Origin of the sequence: Nonomuraea sp. NPDC050536 (assembly GCF_044457685.1) — a bacterium.
Classification (GTDB): Bacteria; Actinomycetota; Actinomycetes; order Streptosporangiales; family Streptosporangiaceae; genus Nonomuraea.
Genome location: NZ_JBITHD010000017.1, coordinates 1 through 20,472, shown reverse-complemented (window position 1 = coordinate 20,472; position 20,472 = coordinate 1). Strand labels below are relative to the sequence as shown.

General features: G+C 71.2%; 20 protein-coding genes. 15 read left to right on the top strand and 5 right to left on the bottom strand.

The features are described from left to right. The first annotated feature begins 18 nt into the window (after nt 1–18). On the top strand, nt 19–1,248 hold the full coding sequence (locus tag ACIBHX_RS37255) for a carbohydrate-binding protein (protein WP_397072141.1): 1,230 nt from the start codon (nt 19–21) through the stop codon (nt 1,246–1,248). After that, complete coding sequence (locus tag ACIBHX_RS37250; protein WP_397072140.1) at nt 1,245–3,050, top strand: chitinase; 1,806 nt, start codon at nt 1,245–1,247, stop codon at nt 3,048–3,050. Before ACIBHX_RS37255 ends, ACIBHX_RS37250 begins: the two co-directional genes overlap by 4 nt. On the opposite strand, the gene ACIBHX_RS37245 is transcribed toward ACIBHX_RS37250, so the two are convergent. Both ACIBHX_RS37245 and ACIBHX_RS37240 read right to left on the bottom strand, forming a co-directional pair. After that, nucleotides 3,023–4,141, bottom strand: a complete 1,119-nt coding sequence (locus tag ACIBHX_RS37245; RefSeq protein WP_397072139.1) for a VWA domain-containing protein — start codon at nt 4,139–4,141, stop codon at nt 3,023–3,025. The two genes, ACIBHX_RS37250 and ACIBHX_RS37245, sit on opposite strands and share 28 nt — an antisense overlap. Before the next feature lie 6 nt (nt 4,142–4,147). Then, nucleotides 4,148–5,347 (bottom strand): hypothetical protein, encoded by a 1,200-nt coding sequence (locus tag ACIBHX_RS37240; protein ID WP_397072138.1) that lies wholly within the window; start codon nt 5,345–5,347, stop codon nt 4,148–4,150. Nucleotides 5,348–5,569: 222 nt separating this feature from the next. Here ACIBHX_RS37240 and ACIBHX_RS37235 point away from each other — a divergent pair, with 222 nt between their 5' ends. Next, on the top strand, nt 5,570–6,853 hold the full coding sequence (locus tag ACIBHX_RS37235) for a hypothetical protein (protein ID WP_397072137.1): 1,284 nt from the start codon (nt 5,570–5,572) through the stop codon (nt 6,851–6,853). Here ACIBHX_RS37235 and erm read toward each other — a convergent pair. Beyond that, nucleotides 6,842–7,588 (bottom strand): ErmE/ErmH/ErmO/ErmR family 23S rRNA (adenine(2058)-N(6))-methyltransferase, encoded by a 747-nt coding sequence (gene erm, locus ACIBHX_RS37230; RefSeq protein WP_397072136.1) that lies wholly within the window; start codon nt 7,586–7,588, stop codon nt 6,842–6,844. The genes ACIBHX_RS37235 and erm overlap by 12 nt on opposite strands. 189 nt (nt 7,589–7,777) lie before the next feature. On the opposite strand from erm, the gene ACIBHX_RS37225 reads away from it, so the two are divergent. From ACIBHX_RS37225 to ACIBHX_RS37180, 10 genes are all read left to right on the top strand, one after another. After that, complete coding sequence (locus tag ACIBHX_RS37225) at nt 7,778–7,918, top strand: hypothetical protein (RefSeq protein WP_397072135.1); 141 nt, start codon at nt 7,778–7,780, stop codon at nt 7,916–7,918. Nucleotides 7,919–7,958: 40 nt separating this feature from the next. Next, nucleotides 7,959–9,485, top strand: a complete 1,527-nt coding sequence (locus tag ACIBHX_RS37220) for an AMP-binding protein (protein ID WP_397072134.1) — start codon at nt 7,959–7,961, stop codon at nt 9,483–9,485. Between the two features lie 35 nt (nt 9,486–9,520). Next, nucleotides 9,521–10,201, top strand: a complete 681-nt coding sequence (locus tag ACIBHX_RS37215; protein WP_397072133.1) for a response regulator transcription factor — start codon at nt 9,521–9,523, stop codon at nt 10,199–10,201. Beyond that, on the top strand, nt 10,198–11,619 hold the full coding sequence (locus ACIBHX_RS37210) for a sensor histidine kinase (protein ID WP_397072132.1): 1,422 nt from the start codon (nt 10,198–10,200) through the stop codon (nt 11,617–11,619). Before ACIBHX_RS37215 ends, ACIBHX_RS37210 begins: the two co-directional genes overlap by 4 nt. A gap of 29 nt (nt 11,620–11,648) precedes the next feature. Then, nucleotides 11,649–12,170: a hypothetical protein gene (locus ACIBHX_RS37205; protein WP_397072131.1), complete on the top strand. Its 522-nt coding sequence runs from the start codon at nt 11,649–11,651 to the stop codon at nt 12,168–12,170. Beyond that, nucleotides 12,167–13,261 (top strand): peptidoglycan-binding protein, encoded by a 1,095-nt coding sequence (locus tag ACIBHX_RS37200; protein ID WP_397072130.1) that lies wholly within the window; start codon nt 12,167–12,169, stop codon nt 13,259–13,261. The genes ACIBHX_RS37205 and ACIBHX_RS37200 overlap by 4 nt, the downstream gene beginning before the upstream one ends. Then, a complete protein-coding gene (locus tag ACIBHX_RS37195) occupies nt 13,261–13,911 on the top strand; it encodes an ABC transporter ATP-binding protein (RefSeq protein ID WP_397072336.1) in 651 nt (216 codons plus the stop codon). Before ACIBHX_RS37200 ends, ACIBHX_RS37195 begins: the two co-directional genes overlap by 1 nt. A gap of 64 nt (nt 13,912–13,975) precedes the next feature. Beyond that, nucleotides 13,976–15,184, top strand: coding sequence for an ABC transporter permease (locus tag ACIBHX_RS37190; protein WP_397072129.1), 1,209 nt, complete (start codon nt 13,976–13,978; stop codon nt 15,182–15,184). Nucleotides 15,185–15,231: 47 nt separating this feature from the next. Further along, the gene (locus ACIBHX_RS37185) at nt 15,232–16,095 is read left to right on the top strand and encodes a hypothetical protein (protein ID WP_397072128.1); all 864 of its coding nucleotides are present in this window, start codon (nt 15,232–15,234) and stop codon (nt 16,093–16,095) included. A gap of 9 nt (nt 16,096–16,104) precedes the next feature. After that, complete coding sequence (locus ACIBHX_RS37180) at nt 16,105–16,836, top strand: DUF6597 domain-containing transcriptional factor (protein WP_397072127.1); 732 nt, start codon at nt 16,105–16,107, stop codon at nt 16,834–16,836. A 45-nt stretch (nt 16,837–16,881) separates the two neighbouring features. On the opposite strand, the gene ACIBHX_RS37175 is transcribed toward ACIBHX_RS37180, so the two are convergent. Beyond that, nucleotides 16,882–17,283, bottom strand: coding sequence for a hypothetical protein (locus ACIBHX_RS37175; protein ID WP_397072126.1), 402 nt, complete (start codon nt 17,281–17,283; stop codon nt 16,882–16,884). 101 nt (nt 17,284–17,384) lie between these two features. Here ACIBHX_RS37175 and ACIBHX_RS37170 point away from each other — a divergent pair, with 101 nt between their 5' ends. Beyond that, on the top strand, nt 17,385–18,038 hold the full coding sequence (locus ACIBHX_RS37170) for a response regulator transcription factor (protein ID WP_397072125.1): 654 nt from the start codon (nt 17,385–17,387) through the stop codon (nt 18,036–18,038). Then, entirely contained in the window at nt 18,038–19,129 is a 1,092-nt protein-coding gene (locus ACIBHX_RS37165; RefSeq protein ID WP_397072124.1) for a sensor histidine kinase, read from the top strand. The genes ACIBHX_RS37170 and ACIBHX_RS37165 overlap by 1 nt, the downstream gene beginning before the upstream one ends. On the opposite strand, the gene ACIBHX_RS37160 is transcribed toward ACIBHX_RS37165, so the two are convergent. Then, complete coding sequence (locus ACIBHX_RS37160) at nt 19,068–20,141, bottom strand: AI-2E family transporter (protein ID WP_397072123.1); 1,074 nt, start codon at nt 20,139–20,141, stop codon at nt 19,068–19,070. The two genes, ACIBHX_RS37165 and ACIBHX_RS37160, sit on opposite strands and share 62 nt — an antisense overlap. Nucleotides 20,142–20,472 lie beyond the last annotated feature (331 nt).

Sequence of the window (20,472 nt, the reverse complement as noted above, 5' to 3'; positions counted from 1 at the left end):
CCAGCTTCTGGACGGACGATGAAACCTCCTTCCCTCGCCTCCCGCGCCGCCATGGCGGCCGTCGCCGCCGGCGTCGCGGTCGTCACCGCGCTGGCCGCCGCCGCACTGGCGGCCACCCCGAGCCTGGCGGGCGCGCCCCGTCCCGCCGCCGTGGCGGCCGCGCAGGCCTACGCCGCCTGGGCGCCCAACGTCTCCTACAAGGCAGGCGACCGGGTGACCTACAACGGCACCGACTACGAGTGCATCCAGGCCCACACCTCGCTGACCGGCTGGGAGCCCCCGAACGTCCCCGCGCTCTGGAAGCCCGTGGGCACCTCGACGCCGACCACCTCACCGACGCCCACGCCGACCGTCACCGGCACCCCGCCGGCGGTCGCGATGCCGGTGGCGCCGTACGTGGACATGGGGGCCTGGCCGACCCCGAGCCTGACCGAGATGTCCGCGGCGTCCGGGCTGAAGAGCTTCACGCTGGCCTTCGTCACCGGCGCCGCCTGCAAGGCGAGCTGGTTCGGCGCCTACGACCCGCGCCAGGCCTGGGCCAAGGACCAGATCGACGCCGTCAGGGCCGCGGGCGGCCAGGTCAAGGTGTCCTTCGGCGGCGCCTCCGGCGTCGAGCTGGCCCAGGGCTGCTCGGACGTGACGGCGCTGTACAACGAGTACAAGGCGGTCGTGGACGCCTACCGGCTGACCTACATCGACCTGGACATCGAGGGCGCGGCGCAGGCCGACGCCGCCTCGGTCGCCCGCCGCTCGCAGGCCCTGGCCAGGCTGCAGCAGACCTACCCGGCGCTGAAGATCTCGCTGACGCTGCCGGTGCTGCCCGAGGGTCTGACGGCCGACGGCCTGGCCGTGGTCCGCTCGGCCAGGGACGCCGGCGTCAACCTGGACCTGGTCAACGTGATGGCCATGGACTACTACCGCGGCGTGGACTACGGCGACGCCGCGGTCCAGGCGGCCACCAGCACGTTCAACCAGCTCAAGTCGCTGTACTCCGGGAAGTCGGACGCCCAGCTGTGGCGGATGGTCGGCGTCACGCCGATGGTCGGCCAGAACGACGACGGCCGGATCTACAACCAGGACGACGCCCGCCAGCTCGTCACCTTCGCCACCTCCAAGCACCTGGGGACGCTGGCGTTCTGGGAGCTCACCCGCGACCGCAACGCCTGCAACGGCGCCCTGTACAAGTGCACGAACATCCCGCAGTCGCCGTACGACTTCGCCAAGATCTTCGTGGGGTACACAGGATGAACCGCTCCGTCGCCATCGTGGCGGCCGCCGCGCTCGCCGGTGCCGCATTGATCGCCCGGCCTGCCGCGGCCGCCAACATCCTCACCAACCCGGGCTTCGAGAGCGGGCTGAGCGGCTGGACCTGCTCGACGACCGCGAGCGCGCAGGCCGTGTCGAGCCCGGTGCACGGCGGCACCAAGGCCCTGCAGGCCACGCCCGCTGGCAGCGACTTCGCCCGGTGCCAGCAGACCCTGACCGTCAAGCCGTCCACGGCGTACCAGCTGTCCGCGTGGGTGCAGGGCAACTACGTCTTCCTAGGCGCCACCGGAGGCGGGGTCAACGTCTCCACCTGGGGTGCACCCGGATCGCAGTGGTCCCAGCTGAAAACCTCGTTCACCACCGATGCGAGCACGACCAGCGTCACCGTCTACGTCAACGGCTGGTACGGCCAGGGCGCCTACTACGCCGACGACGTCAACCTCGACGGACCTGGCGGCACACCCGACACCGAGCCCCCGACGGTGCCGGGCAATCTGACCGTGGGCGGGGCCACGAGCACGAGCCTGACCGCCTCCTGGTCCGCCTCGACCGACAACTCGGGAAGCGTCGCCCGCTACGAGGTCTCCCGTGACGGCGGCACTCCCGTCGCGGTCACTGGCACCGGCTTCACCGCCACCGGGCTCACCCCCAGCACCACCTACCGGTTCAAGGTGCGCGCCTGCGACGGGTCCGGGAACTGCTCGCCGTACACGGGAGAGGTCGGCGGCACCACGACGGCGGGAGGCGGCGGAGGGACGCCGAAGAAGGTGCTGGTCGGCTACCTGCACGCCTCGTTCGCCAACGGGTCCGGATACATCAGGATGGCCGACGTGCCCGCCGAGTGGGACTACATCGACCTGGCCTTCGGCGAGCCCACCTCGGTCACCTCGGGCGACATCCGGTTCAACCGCTGCCCGGCGAGCGAGTGCCCCGGCGTCGAGTCCGACGCCGACTTCCTCGCGGCGATCAAGGCCAAGCAGGCGCAGGGCAAGAAGGTGCTGATCTCGATCGGCGGGCAGGACGGGCAGGTCCAGCTGACCACCACGGCGGCCAGGGACAAGTTCGTCGAGTCCGTCGGCGCCGTCATCGACCGATGGGGGCTCGACGGCCTGGACGTGGACTTCGAGGGCCACTCGCTCTACCTCAACCAGGGCGACACCAACGTCAACAACCCCACAACCCCGGTCGTGGTCAACCTCATCTCCGCGCTGAAGACGCTCAAGGCCAGATATGGCGCGAAGTTCGTGCTGACCATGGCGCCCGAGACGTTCTTCGTCCAGCTCGGCTACCAGTTCTACGGCCCGGGGCCGAACGGCGCAGCCGACCCGCGCTCCGGCTCCTACCTGCCGGTCATCCAGGCGCTCAGGAACGACCTGACCCTGCTCCACGTGCAGGACTACAACTCCGGCCCGATCACCGGGCTGGACAACCAATACCACACGATGGGCGGGGCCGACTTCCACGTCGCGATGACCGACATGCTGCTCACCGGATTCCCGATCGCGGGCAACACCGCCAACCTGTTCCCCGCGCTCAACCCGGACCAGGTGGCCATCGGCCTGCCCGCCTCGCCCAACGCGGGCAACGGCTTCACCACGGTCGCCGAGGTGCAGAAGGCCTTCGACTGCCTGGCCAAGGGGACCAACTGCGGCGGCTACCGGCCGCACGGCGTCTTCGGCGGGCTGAAGGGGCTGATGGCCTGGTCGATCAACTGGGACAGGTTCAACGGATTGGAGTTCTCACGCAGTCATCGCGCCTACCTCAACGGCTTGAGCTCGTCCTGAACCAGGCGCACCACCAGGTCGTCCAGGGACAGCACCGCGTACTCCGACACGTGGTGGCGGGTGTTGTCCCCGGGCGAGCCGCCGTCGGCGCCGTAGGTGAGGAAGGTGAAGCGGCCCATGGTGAGCTGGGCCAGCTGCCGGAAGACGTACTCGCCCTGGTCGTCGAGCCCGGACGAGGCGATCGGCTCGATCTTGATCCCGCGCCGGGCGGCGGCGGCGACGCTCGTGGCGTAGTCGGGCTCGTCCTGGTAGTCCAGGTGCGGTGGCGCGTCGGCGATCAGGAAGACCAGCTTGAGCGTCTCGTCGCGCCAGGACGGCTTGTCCAGCGCCTCGGCCAGGGCGGCGTTCAGGTCCTCAGGAGTGTCGCCCCCGCCGTCGGCCTGCACCTCGGCCAGCGCGCTCCTGAAGGCGTCGACCGAGGGCGTGAAGTCGGTGGTCCTGGTGACGTAGGCGTCGCCCCTGTCGCGGTAGAGCGTCATGCCGAACTCCAGGTCCGCCAGGTCGTCGATGCGCTGGGCGACGGTCGCGACGGTGGCCTTGAGCCGGTCGATCTCGTCCTGCATCGAGCCAGTGGTGTCGATCAGGAACAGCACCTGCAGGCGCGGCCTGCCGTTCGGCCGCGACACGGGCACCTTCGTGCTTCCCTGCTCGGCCAGCGGCACACTGGCGTTGCCGTAGGTCACGGTGCCCTCGCCGGAGCCCGGCAGCACGGCCCGCCCGTCGGCGAACGTGCGCACCTCCCGCTGCCCGGCCCGCACGAGCGCGCCCGGCAGCGGGCGGCCGTCCTGGTCGACCACGGTGACGATGCGGCTCTGCCGGACGTCGATGTCGCGGACCGGGATGTTCCACCCGGCGAACTTCTCGCGGTACTTCATGTAGTCGGCGAAGGCCACATTGTCGTCCACGCTTCCCGCTCGCAGCCCGGAGCTGCGCTGCTGCTCCGGCGGGGTCGGCGCGTTCGTGGGCGCGGCCTTTCCGCTGTCTGCCTCCCCCGCGAATCCCTTCGCGGGAGCAGGGGCGGAGTGCACGGACTCCGCGCCGCATCCGGCGACCAACAGCAACGTGGCGGCGACAGCGACGTTTCTGATCATGCCGGTTTACACGGACTCCACCGCCTGATGGTTCAGCGCCGCCAGCGCCTGCGACACCAGCGGGACGGGAGGCGGCGTCAGATCGCAGTCGTCGCCGGGCCCGATCAGCAGCTCCACCTCCGGCTGGAACCCCGCGGGACCAGGACGGGCGAGTCCCGGGATCGCCAGCTGTCCCGGCGCGCCCGGCACCGCCAGCACCCTGGGCGCAGGCGGGAGCGCCCACCCGCCGCCCGTCAGCCGCAGCAGCGCCAGCACCACCCGCAGCGCGTCCGGCTCGAGCTGTCCCGGCAGGATCGCGACCTGCCCGCCGGTCTTCTCCGCCGTCACGCCCAGCTCCCGCGCCAGCTTGACCGCGCGCGAGGCCGCCACCCCCGTCACCGCCTCCTGCCAGGCCGGGGTGTACGGCTCGCGCGGATCGCCGTACCCGCCGGGCCACGAGCCGGGCAGCCCGTCGCGCGCCACCCCGTACTCGGCGAGCATCAGGTCGAACACCGTGGTCGCCGGCTCACCGTCCACCCGGATCACCGGCACGCCGCGCCGCAGCACCCCGCCCGGATGGTGCAGCAGCACCTCGGCGGGCTCGCCCTCGCCGAGCAGCGACAGCCGCCCCGCGGGACCCAGGAGTTCGCCGCCGCCCGGCCGTACCAGGAACGACAGCTCGGGACGGTCGGTGAAGACCGGCCGGTCCACGAAGAACTCCTTGAGCAGCACGTGGCCCACCGCCCGCGCCAGCGCCTCGTCGGTGCCGGGCCGCACGACCAGCGTCTCGTCCGACAGCCGCGCCGGATGCGGGCCGATGGCCACCACCTTCTGCCCCCTATAACGGCCGGCGATCACCCACGGGGCCCCGGGCGAGGGCCGTCCCTGCGCGCCCCACAGCACCACGTACGCCGCCCGCGCCCACTCCGCCGAACGCGGACCCGGGATGGGCGGCTCCGGCAGCACCGTGCCGATCAGCTCGGCCAGCGGAGAACCCGCGATCGCCGCGACGGAGCCGGGCCCGTGCGCGGCCCGCGCGTGCGCGATCGCGGCCGCCGCCAGCTCGGCCGCCACCCGATCGGGGATCGCGATCCGGGGCCGGCCGCGGAGCGCCTGGTAGAGCTCAGAGTTTCCTGTGAGTTTCGCCCAGGCCAAGACCGGTTCGAGACCCTTTCGCGCCTCGCTGTACAGCGCGAACAGCGCCTTGTTGACCTGCGATCCCCCCATGGAAGAAGTTCAGCACAACCGGTGGTGATCTATCGTGGTACGACCCGCCTCAGGCTCCATCGCATTTGGATGCCCTGGTGGCAGCACTTCTACGGGTACGGCAGGCTAGTCAACGCCATGGAATACGCAGTTCTCACGGGGATAGTCCTCGTCGCCGGTGTTGCTCTCGCCCTCATCGCCCAGTGGCGAGAGTGGCGTCCGCCCCTTTGGGCCGCTGTCCTCGTGGGCGTCGGCGTACGGGTGCTGCTGCTGTTCACAGCCGCCAACGACGCCTGGCAGCCGGTCGACTACGTCGAGAGCTTCCAGCCCGCCGGGCAGGCCGTGCTGCACGGCCAGGATCCGGTGCTGGCCAGCGACGGCGGCTGGCACTTCCTGCCGACCATCCCCTACGCGTACGGCGCGCTGCTGTGGCTGGGCATTCCGTGGAGCTACGCCGGGCGCCTGGTCACCGTCGTGGCCGACATCGTGCTGATCCCGCTGGTCGCCAAGCTGGCGGGCGGGCCCCGCGCGTCGCTGCGGGCGCTGCAGTACGCGCTCAACCCGCTCGCGCTGCTGGTGGCCGCCATCCATGGCCAGGTGGAGCCCGTCGCGCTGGTGTTCGGCGTGGCCGCCTTCGTCGTCGCCCGCGGTCCCGGCTCGCCCTACCGCAACGGCATCACCACCGACGTGGTCGCCAGAGTCCGCAACGGCGTGCGCGCGTACGGCGTGCGCGGCTCGATCCCGCGGATCGTCGGCCGCGGCGGCATGCTGCACCGGGCGCTGCTCCCGGGCACGGGCGACCGGGCGGAACTCAAGCGCGCACTGTGGGCGGGCGTGCTGATGGGGCTGGCGCTGTCGGCCAAGAGCTGGCCGATCTGGCTCATCCCCGGCATGCTGCTGCTCCTGCCGCACCTGCGGGCCAGGATCGTGGCGCTGGTCACCACGGGCGCCGTGCCGCTGTTCTTCTTCGTCACGCTGCCGGTGTTCGCCGGGACGAAGTGGAGCCAGCTGCCCGACGTCATCAAGGTCATCCAGGACATCCGGCCGATCGTGGGCGAGTGGGGGTGGACCCCGCAGTTCACCGGCGGCGACTGGTCGCTCGAGCCCGGGATGGCCAAGATCGGCACCAACCTGATCTACCTGACGCTGGTCGTGGTGGCCCTGCTGTGGCGGCGGGCCGACCCGATCGACCTGACCATCGCGATGCTGCTGGCGTTCATGGTCGTCACGCCGCGGCTGGGCGCGCAGTACCTGATGTGGTTCATGCCGTTCCTGGTGGCCCGCCCGACCCGGTTCGCCTGGCCGGCGATCATCGGGGTGTCGTTGTGGGCGGGATACGGCTATCTCTACATGACCCAGTTCGACGTCAACACCTGGTGGGCGCTGCACTCCGAGTGGTCGCGCGCCTCGATCGTGCTGCTGCCGATCCTGGTGATGGCGATGCCGTGGGGCCGCCGCAAGGCGACGGCCCCGGCGATCATCACGCCCAGGCCCACCCCGGACAAGGAGTCCGTCTCACTGGTGTAGCCGCAGGAACAGCGTGACCCACTGGTCGGGATGGACGTACCCGACCACGGTGTCGCGGCCGATGCCCGCCGCGGCCAGCGCCGCGTCCACGCCCCTGTAATGCGGACGCAGCGAGGCACGCACCGAGCCGCCCACCCCGCGGAAGCCCAGCTCGACCAGCTCCCGGTAGGCGCGGCCGTCGCGGACCAGCGGCCGGCGCCGCCGCTCGATCCGCAGGATGGCCGAGTCCACCGACGGCACCGGGTGGAAGCTGCGCCTGCTCACCCGGTCGCCGAGCCGCCAGCCGTACCAGGGCCAGGAGGCGACGGTGAGCAGGCTCCAGCGGCCGTAGTCGCCGGTGCGCTTGCGGGCGTACTCCAGCTGCGTCAGCAGAGTCGCCGCGGTCATGCCGGGCGCCCGCAGGCACCAGCCGACGATCCGTGACGTGGCCGAGTACGGGATGTTGCCCACCACCGCGAACGGCTCCCGCGGTGGGAAGGCCCGGGCGAAGTCGCCGCGCCTGACCTGGATCCGCGGGTCGTCCCTGGTGCTGGCGGCCAGCCTCGCCGCCAGCCTCGGGTCGATCTCGTAGGCGATCACGCTGGCTCCCGCATGGGACAGGGCCCTGGTCAGGACGCCTTCTCCGGGGCCGGGCTCCAGGATCAGGCCTTCGGGTTCCGCGGCCTTGACGATCAGGTCGAGCGCATGCCGGTCTGTCAGGAAATTCTGTGAAAAAACGCGTCGATTGCGCGCCACAAAGCAGCCCTCTCGGGTCCTCGAGATGAATGGGATCTCTCGAAGGGCCCTGGGCGCGCCGACCAGCGTCTAGCGAGCCAGGGCCCCGCTGTGACGCAGCCTGATGAAGTAGGCGCCGTAACATGTCATGCCGTCAGCCTGCCGGAAAACCTGATGCGCCCGCCACGCGTTTTCCGCACTCTGGAGGGCATGCAGGCAACGGTCACGGTCACCTCGGCGCAGCTCCCCGAGCTGCTGCTGCACGTCGTGGTCGTCCGGCACGCCTTCCTGGTGCCGCAGGGGGCCTCGCTGCCGTTCCGCGCGCGGGGGCCGGTGTTCCACTTGAAGTGACGGCTTGACGCGGTCAAGCGCTTGTTCAAAGATCGCGGATGTGGTGACCTTCGCGGAGCTCGTGCTGGCGCGGGCCGAGGACGACCGGGTCGGGTTGCGGTTCGAGGACATGGCGTGGAGCTGGCGGGAGGTGGTCGCCGAGGCCCGGCTGCGTGCCGCGGAGATCCCGCGCGGGGCGCACGTGGGGGTGCTGCTCGACAACGTGCCCGAGTACCTCTTCTGGATCTTCGGGGCGGCGCTGGCCGGGGGAGTGGTGGTGGGGATCAACCCCACGCGCCGGGGTTCCGAGCTGGCGGCCGACATCCGGCATACGGACTGCGCCTTCATCGTCACGGACGCATCCCAGGCGCGGTTGCTCGATCGGCTGGATCTGGGGGTGCCCGTGCGGCTCGTGGACGAAGGTATCGCCGACGTCCCTGATCGCCCACGCGGCGCGGATGGGGTGGCCTGCCGTACGGACCCGTTGCTCTTGCTGTTCACGTCCGGATCGACGGGGGCGCCGAAAGCGGTGGTGTGCAGTCAGGGGAGGCTGGCCGACATCGGGGCGTACGGCGAGCGGTTCGGGATCGGGCCGGAGTCCGTGACGTACGTGGCGATGCCGCTGTTCCACGGGAACTCGATCATGGCGAACGTGGCGATGGCGACGTGTGCGGGAGCCACGATCACCCTGCGGAGGCGCTTCTCGGCCGGCGGCTTCATCTCCGATATCCGGAAATATCGGGTTACGTACGTCAACTATGTGGGGCGGGCGCTGGCCTATATCCTGGCCACCCCCGAGGCTCCGGACGACGGTGACAACGCGCTGCGGGTCGCCTTCGGCACCGAGGCGTCGGCGCGGGACATGGCCGAGTTCGCCCGCAGGTTCGGCTGCCAGGTCATCGAGGGCTACGGCTCGAGCGAGGGCGCGATCTCGCTGAACAGAACGCCCGAGACCCCGCCCGACGCGCTGGGGCTGCCGCCCGAGGGCATGGAGGTGGCCGTCCACGACCAGGAGACGGGCCGGGAGTGCCCGCGCGCCGAGTTCGACGAGACGGGCGCCCTGGTCAACGGCGACGCCGCCATCGGCGAGATCGTCGGCAGGAACGTCCGCTTCGAGGGCTACTACAACAACCCCGAGGCCGACGCGCGCAGGCTGCGCGACGGCTGGTACTGGAGCGGTGACCTGGGATATCGCGACCAGGCCGGCTATTTCTACTTCGCGGGACGTGACCTGGACTGGCTGCGCGTGGACAGCGAGAACTTCGCCGCCGCGCCCGTCGAGCGGATCATCGCCCGCCATCCCAAGGTCGTCATGGTGGCCGTCTACGCGATCCCCGACCCGGTCACGGGCGACCAGGTGATGGCCGCCATCGAGGGCGACCTCACCCCGGACGAATTAGGAAATTTCCTGAAACGGCAGGATGATCTCGGGACGAAGTGGGCGCCACGCTACGTCAGGCTCGTCAAGGAGATGCCGCTCACCGCCACCAACAAGGTCGACAAACGCGGCCTCCGGAAGGAAGCCACCGCCACGACGGACCCGCTCTGGCACCGCCCGGGCAAGGAGCTGCGGTACGTCCCGCTTTGAGCTGGCATTGAGCTGCCTGGGGTAAACCTTGGGGCATGGACCGACCGGCCAGGGTCCTCGTCGTCGACGACGAGCCGAACATCCGCGCCCTGCTCTCCCAGACGCTCCGCCTGGTCTCCTTCGAGGTCAAGACGGCGGAGACCGGCGCAGAGGCCATCGCCGCCGCCCGCGACTTCGCCCCCGACCTCGTCGTGCTCGACGTGATGCTCGAGGACTTCGACGGCTTCGAGGTGGCCAGGCGCCTGGGCGAGCGCGTCCCGGTGCTCTTCCTGACCGCCCGCGACGCCATCGAGGACCGCGTGCGCGGCCTCACCCTCGGCGCCGACGACTACGTGGCCAAGCCGTTCAGCCTGGAGGAGGTCGTACTGCGCATCCGCGCGATCCTGCGGCGCAGCCGTACCCAGGACCCCGGGACGGACGTGCTGCGCTACGCCGACCTGGAGCTGGACGCGGCCGCGCACGAGGTCAGGCGCGACGGCACGCTGGTGGACCTGTCGCCGACCGAGTTCAACCTGCTGCAGTACCTGCTCACCAACGCCGGCCGGGTGGTGAGCAAGGCGCAGATCCTGGACAGCGTCTGGCGCTACGACTTCGACGGCGACTCCAGCATCGTCGAGTCCTACGTCTACTACCTGCGCAAAAAGATCGACAAATGGGAGCCGCAGCTCATCCACACCGTCCGCGGCGTCGGCTACACGCTCAGGACGCCCCGATGAGGCCCGCCCGCTGGACCCTGCGCGCCCGCCTGGTCATCGCGGTGCTCGGCCTGACCACGATCGGCCTGGTCCTGGCCAACGTGTTCGGCATCACCCTGCTCACCGGCAACCTGATCGGCCGGACCGACGACCAGCTCACGGCCATGACCAAGGTCGTCAGCGCCAAGCCGGTCATGGCCTACGGGTTCACACCCCGCCTCGCGGGGACCCCGATGCCCATCGAAACGCTGATCACCAAACGGGTCGCGTCGGCGCTGCGCATCTACTCCTACGACTCGCCCGGCCGGCCCGTCTCCAAGCTGCCCGACGACGGCCAGCCGGGTCCCGACCTGGCCGAGGTGCGCACGGACGAGGACGGCCCCTACACCGTTCCCGGCACCTCGGGACCGTCCTGGCGGGTGTTCAGGACCCAGACTCCTGACGGCGGCACGGTCCTGCTGGCCTCCTCGCTGAAGGAGGTCGAGAGCACCAGGACCGCGCTGAGCGCGATCTCCTTCGCGGTCAGCGCCGTCGTGCTGCTCATGGTCGGCCTGGCCGCCGACGCGGTGGTACGGCTCGGCCTGCGCCCCCTGACCAGGATGGAGCGTACGGCCGGCACGATCGCCCAAGGCGACTTCGCGAGCCGCGTCCCCGCCCCCGACCCGCACACCGAGCCCGGCAGGCTGGGCCTGGCGCTCAACGTCATGCTGGACCGGCTCGAGTCGGAGATCGCCGCCAGGACCGCCTCCGAGTCGCGCATGCGGCGCTTCCTGGCCGACGCCTCGCACGAGCTGCGCACCCCGCTCACCTCGGTACGCGGCTTCGCCGAGCTGCACAGGCGCGGCGGAGACGAGGACGTGGACGAGACGATGCGCCGCATCGAAGAGGAGGCCGCCCGGATGGGCGTGCTGGTCAACGACCTGCTCACGCTCGCCCAATTGGACGAGGAACGCCCGCTCGACCTGCACCCCGTCGACCTGCTCGAGGTGGCGGCCGGCACGATCCGCGACGCCCGCGTCAGGGTGCCCGACCGGCAGGTCAAGCTCGCCGGCCTCGGCGACAAGCTCGAGCCGGTCGCCCTCGCAGCCGATGAACCCCGGCTTCGCCAAGTGGCGGCCAACCTGGTCGGCAACGCGCTCAAGCACACCCTGCCCGACGCCGCGGTCACCGTGCGCGTGGGGCGCCTCGATGGCTGGGCCGTACTCGAAGTGACAGACGACGGACCGGGGGTGGCCGCCGAGCACGTGCCGCACCTGTTCGACCGGCTCTACCGCGTCAGCCAGGGCAGATCGAGGGCCGACGGCGGCGCGGGGCTGGGGCTGGCGATCGTGGCGGCGATCGTGCGCGCGCACGGCGGCCGGCTCGAGGTGGACACGGCACCGGGCCGCGGTGCCACCTTCCGCGTGCTCCTACCCGGCTCCGAGGCGGTTCCCAGCTAGCTCCGAGCGGCGGTCGGCACATTCGGAGCATGAGACGGACACTCATCGCGGCCGCCCTGCTCATCGGGGCGGCCGCCTGCGCAAACCAGCCGAGCTCGACGGGCGTCGCCTCCGTCGCCAACGCCTCGGACAAGCCGTCGGCGACCCCATCGGCCACCGCCGGCGTGGACCCGGAGGAGCAGGGCAGGAAGTTCGCCAAGTGCATGCGTGAGCACGGCGTCGACGTGCCCGACCCCGAACCGGGCAAGGGCGTGCAATTCGCCGTCAAGGCCGACGGCGACAAGGACAAGTTCAAGCAGGCCATGGACGCTTGCCGGTCCTTCGCGCCGTTCAAGGACCGCGCGCAGATGACGCCAGAGGACCTGGACAAGATGCGCAACTTCGCCAAGTGCATGCGCGAGCACGGCGTGGACATGCCCGACCCGGACCCCAGCGGCAACATGGTCATGACCAAGAAGAAGGACACCAGGTTCGACCCGGACAACCCCGCCTTCAAGCAGGCGCTCGAGACATGCCGCTCGCAGATGCCGCAGATGAAGGTGAAGCAGTGACCAAGGTCCACGAAGAGGACAGACTGCGCACCCGTGCCCTGCCGCCGCGCCGCCGCCACCCGCTGCGCTTGGCGGCGTGGACGGGCGGGGCCGCGCTGCTGGCCGCCGCCGTCGCGGCCGCCGCCATCGGCTTCGGCGGCAAGGGCACGGGTACGGCTGCCGCCGCCAGAACCCCGCCCGCGACCGCCAAGGTGACCAAGACAACGCTCACCGAGACCAAGACCGTCGACGGGACGCTCGGCTACGGCAACACCCAGACGATCTCCGCCGCGGCCCAAGGCGTGATCACCTGGCTGCCCGCCGAGGGCGCGGTCATCACCCGCGGCCACGCCGTCTACAGCGTCGACGCCGACCGCCGCCCGCTGCTGTACGGGACCATGCCGCTCTACCGCACGCTTCAGGACGGCGTCTCGGGCAAGGACGTCGAGGAGCTCGAGCGGAACCTGGCCAAGCTCGGCTACACCGGGTTCACCGTGGACGACACCTACAGCTCGGCCACCGCCGAGGCTGTGAAGCGGTGGCAGGACGACCTCGGAGTGGAGCAGACCGGCCAGGTCAAGCCGGGAGACGTGGTCATCGCCTCGGGACCCATCCGGGTCGCCGACCTGAAGACCGCCAAGGGATCCGCCGCCTCGGGCCCTGTGCTCACCGCTACCGGCACCACCCGCCAGGTTCAGGTCAACCTCGACGTGGCCGACGAGCACCTGGTCAAGCGCGGCACCAAGGCCACGGTCGAGCTGCCCGACGGCACCACGGTGAAGGGCAAGGTCACCAGCGTCGGCAAGGTCGCGACGCAGAGCGGCCAAGGCGACGACGCCACCACCACGATCGCGGTGAAGGTCTCTGTCACGCGGCTGAAGAAGGGCTTCGACGCCGCGCCCGTGGACGTCACGCTCGTCGCCGAGCAGCGTGCGAACGTCCTGTCGGTGCCGGTCGGCGCCCTGCTGGCGCTGTCCGAGGGCGGCTACGGGGTGCAGGTCGTGGACGGCGCCACCACCCGCTACGTGGCGGTCAAGACCGGGATGTTCGCCGACGGCCAGGTCGAGGTGACCGGCGTCGACGAGGGCGCCACCGTGGCGGTGCCCAAGTGATCGTCGAACTCCACGACGTCCGCAAGGACTACGGCGAGGTCGCGGCCCTGCGCGGCGTCTCCATCGGCATCGAGTACGGCGAGCTGGTCGGCATCGTGGGCCCGTCGGGATCCGGCAAGTCGACCATGCTCCACATGATCGGCACGCTGGACCGGCCGACCGCCGGGACCGTCCGGATCGCCGGGCACGAGGTCGCCGGGCTGACCGACCGGCAGCTGTCGGCGCTGCGCGCGGGCTCGATCGGCTTCGTCTTCCAGCAGTTCCACCTCGCGGCCGGCGTCTCGGCGCTGGACAACGTGGCCGACGGCCTGCTCTACGCCGGCTACTCGCTGCGCGACCGGCGGCTGCGCGCGCTGGACGCGCTGGAACGCGTCGGGCTCGGGCACCGCCTCGGCCATCGCCCGCACGAGCTGTCAGGCGGCGAGCGGCAGCGCGTCGCGATCGCCAGGGCCGTGGCGGGCGAGCCGGAGTTGCTGCTGGCCGACGAGCCCACCGGCAACCTGGACTCCCGCTCCGGCGCCGGCGTGATGGAGCTGCTGCGCGGGCTGCACGCCGCCGGCACCACCGTGCTCATCATCACCCACGACCGCGACATCGCGGGCGCCCTGCCCCGGCAGGTCGAGATGCTCGACGGGCAGGTGCTGTCATGACCGAGCTTGTCGAGGTCATCAATAGACACAGCACCTTGGTCATGAGACCGACGAAGGAGGGCTCATGACCGTGCTGACCACCGCGCTCGCCGCCGCCCGCCTGCGGCCCCGCGACGTCGTCCGCGTCGGCGGCGCCGGCCTGCGCGCCAGGCCGCTGCGGGTGTTCCTGTCGGCGCTCGGCATCGCCATCGGTATCGCCGCCATGCTCGGCGTCGTCGGCATCTCCGCCTCCAGCCAGGAGGACCTGAACCGGCAGCTGCAGGCCCTGGGCACCAACCTGCTCAAGGTCTCGCCCGGCCAGACGCTCTTCGGCGACAGCTCCCACCTGCCCGCCGAAGCCGAGGGCATGGTGGGCCGGATCGGGCCCGTCACCGCGGTCACCGCCACAGGCCTGACCACGGCCAAGGTGTACCGCAACGACCACATCCCGGCCGAGGAGTCAGGCAGCATCTCGGTCATGGCCGCCCGGCTCGACCTGCTTCGCGACGTCGGCGCCACGATGGCAGGCGGCGCCTGGCTGAACGCGGCCACCGACCGCTACCCGGCCGTCGTGCTCGGCGCCAAGGCGGCCGACCGGCTCGGGGTCGTCCACGCCGGTCCCGATCAACGGGTCTGGCTCGGCGGGCAGTGGTTCACCGTGGTGGGCGTGCTGGCCCCCGCGGCGCTGGCGCCGGAGCTGGACAGCGCGGCCCTGGTCGGCTGGCCGGTGGCCGAATCGCGGCTGGCCTTCGACGGGTATCCGACCACGATCTACACCAGGGCCGCCGAGGAGCAGGTCCCCGCGGTACGCGACGTGCTCGCGGCCACGGCCAACCCGGAGAAACCCAACGAGGTCCAGGTCTCCAGGCCCTCGGACGTGCTGGCCGCCAAGCAGGCCACCGACGCCACGCTCAACGCGCTCCTGCTCGGGCTCGGCGGGGTCGCGCTGCTGGTGGGCGGCGTGGGCGTGGCCAACACCATGGTCATCTCGGTGCTGGAACGGCGGGCCGAGATCGGGTTGCGGCGCTCGCTCGGCGCCACGCGCGGGCAGATCCGGCTGCAGTTCCTGGCCGAGTCCCTGCTGCTGTCGGCGATCGGCGGGATCGGGGGCGTCGTGCTGGGGATCGGCGTGACCTGGAGCTACGCCACGTTCCAGGGCTGGCCGTCCCTCGTGCCGATCTGGGCGATGGTCGGCGGCGTGCTGGCCACGCTGGTCATCGGCGGGCTGGCCGGCTTCTACCCGGCCGTCCGGGCGGCCAGGATGTCGCCCACGGAGGCCCTGGCCACGCCATGACCGATTTCTACAAGAGGCGGCGGGCGGGTCCCGGATAGCGTCGCCGTATGAACGTTTTGCCGCGTGCGGCGACATATTTGCAGCTCAATGCCAGGTTGATCGACCGGCTCCGCTTCGAGGCGCTGTTCTCGGGCGGATCGCGCGAGCGCGTGCTCAGCGTGCTGCGCGGCTACCAGAACGCCGACGGCGGGTTCGGCAACGCGCTCGAACCCGACCTGCGCGGCGCCGCCAGCCAGCCGGAGCCGGTCGAGGTGGCGTTCTGGATCCTGGACGAGCTCGACGCCTTCTCCGACCCGATGGTCCCCGCGGCCTGCGACTACCTGGCCTCCGTCACGGCCAAGGACGGCGGCGTGCCGTTCGTCCTGCCCTCGGTGCGCGACATGCCACGGGCGCCCTGGTGGGAGACCGAGGACGACCCGCCGGGCAACCTGGTGCCGACGGCCTCGCTGGTCGGCCTGCTGCACAAGCACGGCGTCGAGCATCCCTGGCTCGGCCCGGCCACCGAGTTCTGCTGGTCGGCCATCGCCCGCATCGCCGAGACCACGCCCTACGAGGCGCGCGCCGTGGTGACCTTCCTCGACCTGGTGCCCGACCGGGATCGGGCGCTGGCCGAGTTCACCCGGCTGAAGGAGTCGATCCTGGCCACAGTCAGCTTCGACCCCGGCGCCTCCGGCCATGCCCACTTCCCGCTCGACTACGCGCCCGCGCCGCTGCGGCTGCCGCTCTTCACCGACGACGTGCTCTCCCAGCACCTCGACGTCCTGGAGGCCGCCCAGTCCGCCGACGGCGGGTGGAGCGGGAACTGGCTGATGTGGACGCCGATCGTGGCCCACGAGTGGGGCGGGTACGTCACGGTGCTCCGGCTCAAGACCCTCCGGGCGTACGGGCGTTCTGTCGGTGGCGGGGCATAGCCTGGCCATGTGTACACCGAGAGGCCGCCGGAGCCCGCGCTGGCCGATCGGATCGCCTGCCTGTGGCACCAGGTGTGCGAGGCCGACGGCACCCACCTCGTGGTGCCCGACGGCTGCGTCGACCTGATCTGGGGTCCCGGCGGGCCGCACGTCGCGGGCCCCGACACCGGGCCGATGCCGGCGCCCATGCGCGCCGGCGACGCCTACGTCGGGATCCGCTTCAAACCCGGCGCGACCGGCCTGGTGTTCGGCGTCCCCCTCTCGGAGCTGCGCGACCAGCGCGTCCCCGCCGCCGCGCTCGACGCCCTCACCGCCCCCCTCCTCACAGACCCCACCGCGTCGCTTCTCGGGGTGCCGAGGTTGGCGGGGCTGGATGCGGTGGGGGCCGCGCGGATGCTGGCCTTGAAGGCCGTCGTCCTCGCCCGGCTGCGCGACACCCCCGCACCCGACCCGGCCGCCCCGGCGATCGCGGCGGCGCTGCGGGCCGGGCGCACGGTCGCCGAGGTCGCCTGGGACCTGGGCTACAGCGAGCGGCAGCTGCACCGCCGCACCCTGGCCGGCTTCGGCTACGCGCCCAAGACCCTGCAGCGCGTCGTCAGGTTCCAGCGTGCCCTCCGCCTGGCCCGCTCCGGCGTCCCCCTGGCCGAGGTCGCCGCCTCCAGCGGCTACACCGACCAGGCCCACCTCTCCCACGACGTCAAGCGCCTCAGCGGCGTCTCCATGACCCACCTCGCCGCCTGACTTCTCCGGCTGTACGGCGAGCCACGCCGGCCCGCCGTACCACCCTCATGACGAATGCGGCGCGCGGGGCGCGGTCGGCGCGACGGGGCACCAGGCATCGCAAGCGGGCAATCCCGGGACACCCGGAACGCCAGGGAAGTCGACGCCGGAAGGGGCGGCGGGCGGGCGGGGCAGGCGCGCCCCGGCGGGCAGTAGCGGCTCGCACGCGCGGACGGCGGCGTCGTACTGCTGGGACACCGGATCCACCCGCGTCCCCGACAGCTCGATGTGCACCTGGCCGTCCCCCGTGACGGTCACGCCGGGAAAGTCCGGCAGACCGTGCGACCGCATGCACCGGACGAACGCCGACGCATCCCCTGACGCCGGAGTGTCCGCGGACGCCGCTGTCACCAGGCCGCCCCCGGTGACGGCCGCGACGCCCAGCAGGGCGGTGACGAGCTTGAGCATGATGTTCCTCCTCGGATCGGTTGACCCCAGGGAAGCGGGCGGTCGGTTACAGCCCGGGAACAGTTACGCCGCCGTAACCGGGCGAAGGTCACCATGGCCGCATGAGGGTGCTGATCGTGGAGGACCACGCGGAGCTGGCCGAAACCGTGGCCACCGGGTTGCGCCGCGAAGGCATGGCCGTGGACGTCTCCCTGGACGGCGACGCCGCGCTCTACCGCGCCTGCGTCAACCGCTACGACGTCGTCGTCCTCGACCGCGACCTCCCCGGCGTGCACGGTGACGACGTCTGCCGCGCGCTGGCCGCCGCGGGCAACCCTGCCAGGGTCCTGATGCTCACCGCGGCGGGCACGATCGAGGACCGCGTCGAGGGGCTTGGCGTGGGCGCCGACGACTACCTGCCCAAGCCCTTCGCCTTCGCCGAGCTGGTGGCCCGCGTGCGGGCGCTGGCCAGGAGGTCGCAGCCCGCGCTGCCGCCGGTGCTGGAACGCGGCGGGCTCCGGCTGGACCCGGCCAGGCGCGAGGCGAGCCGCGACGGGCTGCCGCTGGCGCTGAGCCCGAAGGAGTTCGCCGTGCTCGAGCTGCTGATGGCCGCCAGGGGAGCGGTCGTCTCCGCCGAGCACCTGCTCGAACGGGCCTGGGACGAGGCCGCCGACCCGTTCACCCAGACGGTCAAGGTCACGATCAGCCGGTTGCGGCGCAAGCTCGGCGACCCGCCGCTGATCGAGAACGTGCCCCAAGCGGGATACCGGATCTGATGCGGACCATCCGATTCCGGCTCACCCTGGTCTACAGCACCCTCTTCCTGGCGACCGGGATCCTGCTCGTCGCGCTCATCTACCTGCTGGCCGCGCACCTGCCCGCCGGCGCCCCGCCCGCGCCCGACCTGTCCGGCCCGCCGATCACCGTGCCCGAGACCTGGATGGACCGCCAGCGCGAGGCCGACCTGAACCGGCTGCTCGCCGGGTCCGCCATCGCGCTGGGCGTCATGGCCTGCGCCTCGGTCGCGCTCGGCTGGGTGATGGCCGGGCGAGTGCTGCGGCCGCTGGCCGGCATGACGGCGACCGTACGCAGGATCTCGGCCGACCGCCTCGACCGGCGCCTGGCCGCGACCGGCCCTGACGACGAGCTGAAAGAACTGGCCGACACCTTCGACGACCTGCTCGGACGGCTGGAGGCGGCCTTCGTCGCGCAGCGCCGATTCGTCGCCAACGCCTCGCACGAGCTGCGCACCCCGCTCACGCTGCAGCAGGCCATGGTCGAGGTGGCGCTCGCCGACCCGGATCCCGACGTCGCGGCGATGCGCGCCACGTTCGAGCGGCTGCTGGCCTCCTGCGGGCACCAGGAACGCCTCATCGACGCGCTCCTCACCCTGGCGCGCGGCCAGCAGGGCCTGTCCACCAGGCAGGACGTCGACCTCGCCGCGATCGCCACCAGGGTCGCCGGCGACTCCCCGGATCTCGTCCCCACCCGGGTCTCCGGCGATCCCGCACTGATCGAACGCCTCGTCACCAACCTCGTCGACAACGCCCGCCGCTACAACGTTCCCGGCGGCTGGGTGCGGGTCTCCACCGGCAAGCGCTCACTCACCGTCGTCAACAGCGGCCCGGTCGTCCCGGCCGACCAGATCGACGGGCTCTTCCAGCCGTTCCGCCGCCTGGACGCCGACCGTCGCGCGGGCGCCGACGGGCTCGGCCTGGGGCTCTCGATCGTCGCGGCCATCGCCGACGCCCACGCCGCCACCGTCTCCGCCCTCCCCGGCCCCGAGGGCGGCCTCTCGATCACGGTCACTTTCCCTTCGGAGCCGGTACGGCCTGCCGTACCGCTCGCGGGGGTTCGCCCGAGATGAGGGCGGCCGCCCAGGTCGCGCTCGGGTCGCTGTCGATCAGCAGTGCCCGGGTGAGCAGGCTCAGCGGGATCGCCAGCAGCGCACCCAGCGGGCCGAGCACGAACGCCCACACGATCAGCGACAGGAACGTCATCGTGGTCGACAGCCCGACGGCGTCGCCGAGGAACTTCGGCTGGATGAACGACTGGATGACCACGTTGATCGCGACATAGGCGGCGATGACGAGGAGCATCTGCTTCGGCCCGCCGTCGAGCAGCGCCAGCATCGCGGGCGGGATCAGGCCGAGGATGAAGCCGATGTTCGGGATGTAGTTCGTGATGAGCGCCAGGACACCCCAGAGCAGGGGGAGCGGGACTCCGAGGATGTAGAGCGCGCCGACGTCCAGCGCGGAGCAGATGAGGCCGAAGACCGTGGAGACGATGAGGTATCGCCGCGTCTTGTGCGCGAACTCGGCCAGCGCCCTCACCAGTTGCGGGCGATCGCCGTGCTCCGAGGCGATGGTCCTGGCGGTGGCCGGCGCGTCCAGGCACATGGCCAGCAACAGCACTACGATCAGGAACAGGCTCGACAGCACGCTGAGCAGGCTGGTCAGCAGGCTCTGCGCCAGGCCGATCATCTTGCCGGGGTCGAAGGACTGGATGGCCTTGTTGAGCTGGTCGTTGCTGATGCCGTGCTCGACGGCGAACCGCTGGGACTGCGTGATCAGGCCCTGGAACTGCGTGGTGTAGGTGGGCAGGATCGACGCCAGCTGGGTGACCGCGAGGGTCAGCACGGCCACCATTCCGAGCAGGACGAGCAGGACGATCGTGAACGGCACGGCGATCTGCACCCAGGTGGGGGCATGCCTGCCCTCCAGCCACCTGCGCACCGGGGAAACGGCGATGACCAGGACCAGGGCGAGGACGACGGGGCCGAGGATGGAGTTGACCTCGCGCATTCCGAAGAGGGCGACCACCGCTCCGGCGATCCCCAGCAGGATGATGAGCGCTCTGGGCACCGGACGATCGCTCACGGTCCGGTACATACCCCCATATCCGTCGATTTGACGGTTGCCGGGTGTCTACATAGAGTTCACCAGTCCCGACCGGGAGATGAAGATCGCCCGGCGGCCCGACTGGACAAGCTCCGAAGTTCGGAGTAAGTTAGAAGGGTTGCTCCGGAGACGGAGCGGGATCCCATTCCTGCAGCTAGGACTGGCCGGAGTCAATTTGACACCAGCTGGGACGGCGGTAAGGTTTGAGACACGAAAACGAAATGAACGCCTCCTGAAGTTCAGGGGAGTACGCGTCCGTTTCTTGAGAACTCAACAGTGTGTTAAAAGCCAGTGCATGAATTTTCATGCA

Bases quoted from the DNA above. Each gene is read 5' to 3' on its own strand.
- ACIBHX_RS37255 (WP_397072141.1), top strand. From the start codon at position 19: ATGAAACCTCCTTCCCTCGCCTCCCGCGCCGCCATGGCGGCCGTCGCC.
- ACIBHX_RS37250 (WP_397072140.1), top strand. From the start codon at position 1,245: ATGAACCGCTCCGTCGCCATCGTGGCGGCCGCCGCGCTCGCCGGTGCC.
- ACIBHX_RS37245 (WP_397072139.1), bottom strand. From the start codon at position 4,141: ATGATCAGAAACGTCGCTGTCGCCGCCACGTTGCTGTTGGTCGCCGGA.
- ACIBHX_RS37240 (WP_397072138.1), bottom strand. From the start codon at position 5,347: ATGGGGGGATCGCAGGTCAACAAGGCGCTGTTCGCGCTGTACAGCGAG.
- ACIBHX_RS37225 (WP_397072135.1), top strand. From the start codon at position 7,778: ATGCAGGCAACGGTCACGGTCACCTCGGCGCAGCTCCCCGAGCTGCTG.
- ACIBHX_RS37215 (WP_397072133.1), top strand. From the start codon at position 9,521: ATGGACCGACCGGCCAGGGTCCTCGTCGTCGACGACGAGCCGAACATC.
- ACIBHX_RS37210 (WP_397072132.1), top strand. From the start codon at position 10,198: ATGAGGCCCGCCCGCTGGACCCTGCGCGCCCGCCTGGTCATCGCGGTG.
- ACIBHX_RS37205 (WP_397072131.1), top strand. From the start codon at position 11,649: ATGAGACGGACACTCATCGCGGCCGCCCTGCTCATCGGGGCGGCCGCC.
- ACIBHX_RS37190 (WP_397072129.1), top strand. From the start codon at position 13,976: ATGACCGTGCTGACCACCGCGCTCGCCGCCGCCCGCCTGCGGCCCCGC.
- ACIBHX_RS37185 (WP_397072128.1), top strand. From the start codon at position 15,232: ATGAACGTTTTGCCGCGTGCGGCGACATATTTGCAGCTCAATGCCAGG.
- ACIBHX_RS37175 (WP_397072126.1), bottom strand. From the start codon at position 17,283: ATGCTCAAGCTCGTCACCGCCCTGCTGGGCGTCGCGGCCGTCACCGGG.
- ACIBHX_RS37170 (WP_397072125.1), top strand. From the start codon at position 17,385: ATGAGGGTGCTGATCGTGGAGGACCACGCGGAGCTGGCCGAAACCGTG.
- ACIBHX_RS37165 (WP_397072124.1), top strand. From the start codon at position 18,038: ATGCGGACCATCCGATTCCGGCTCACCCTGGTCTACAGCACCCTCTTC.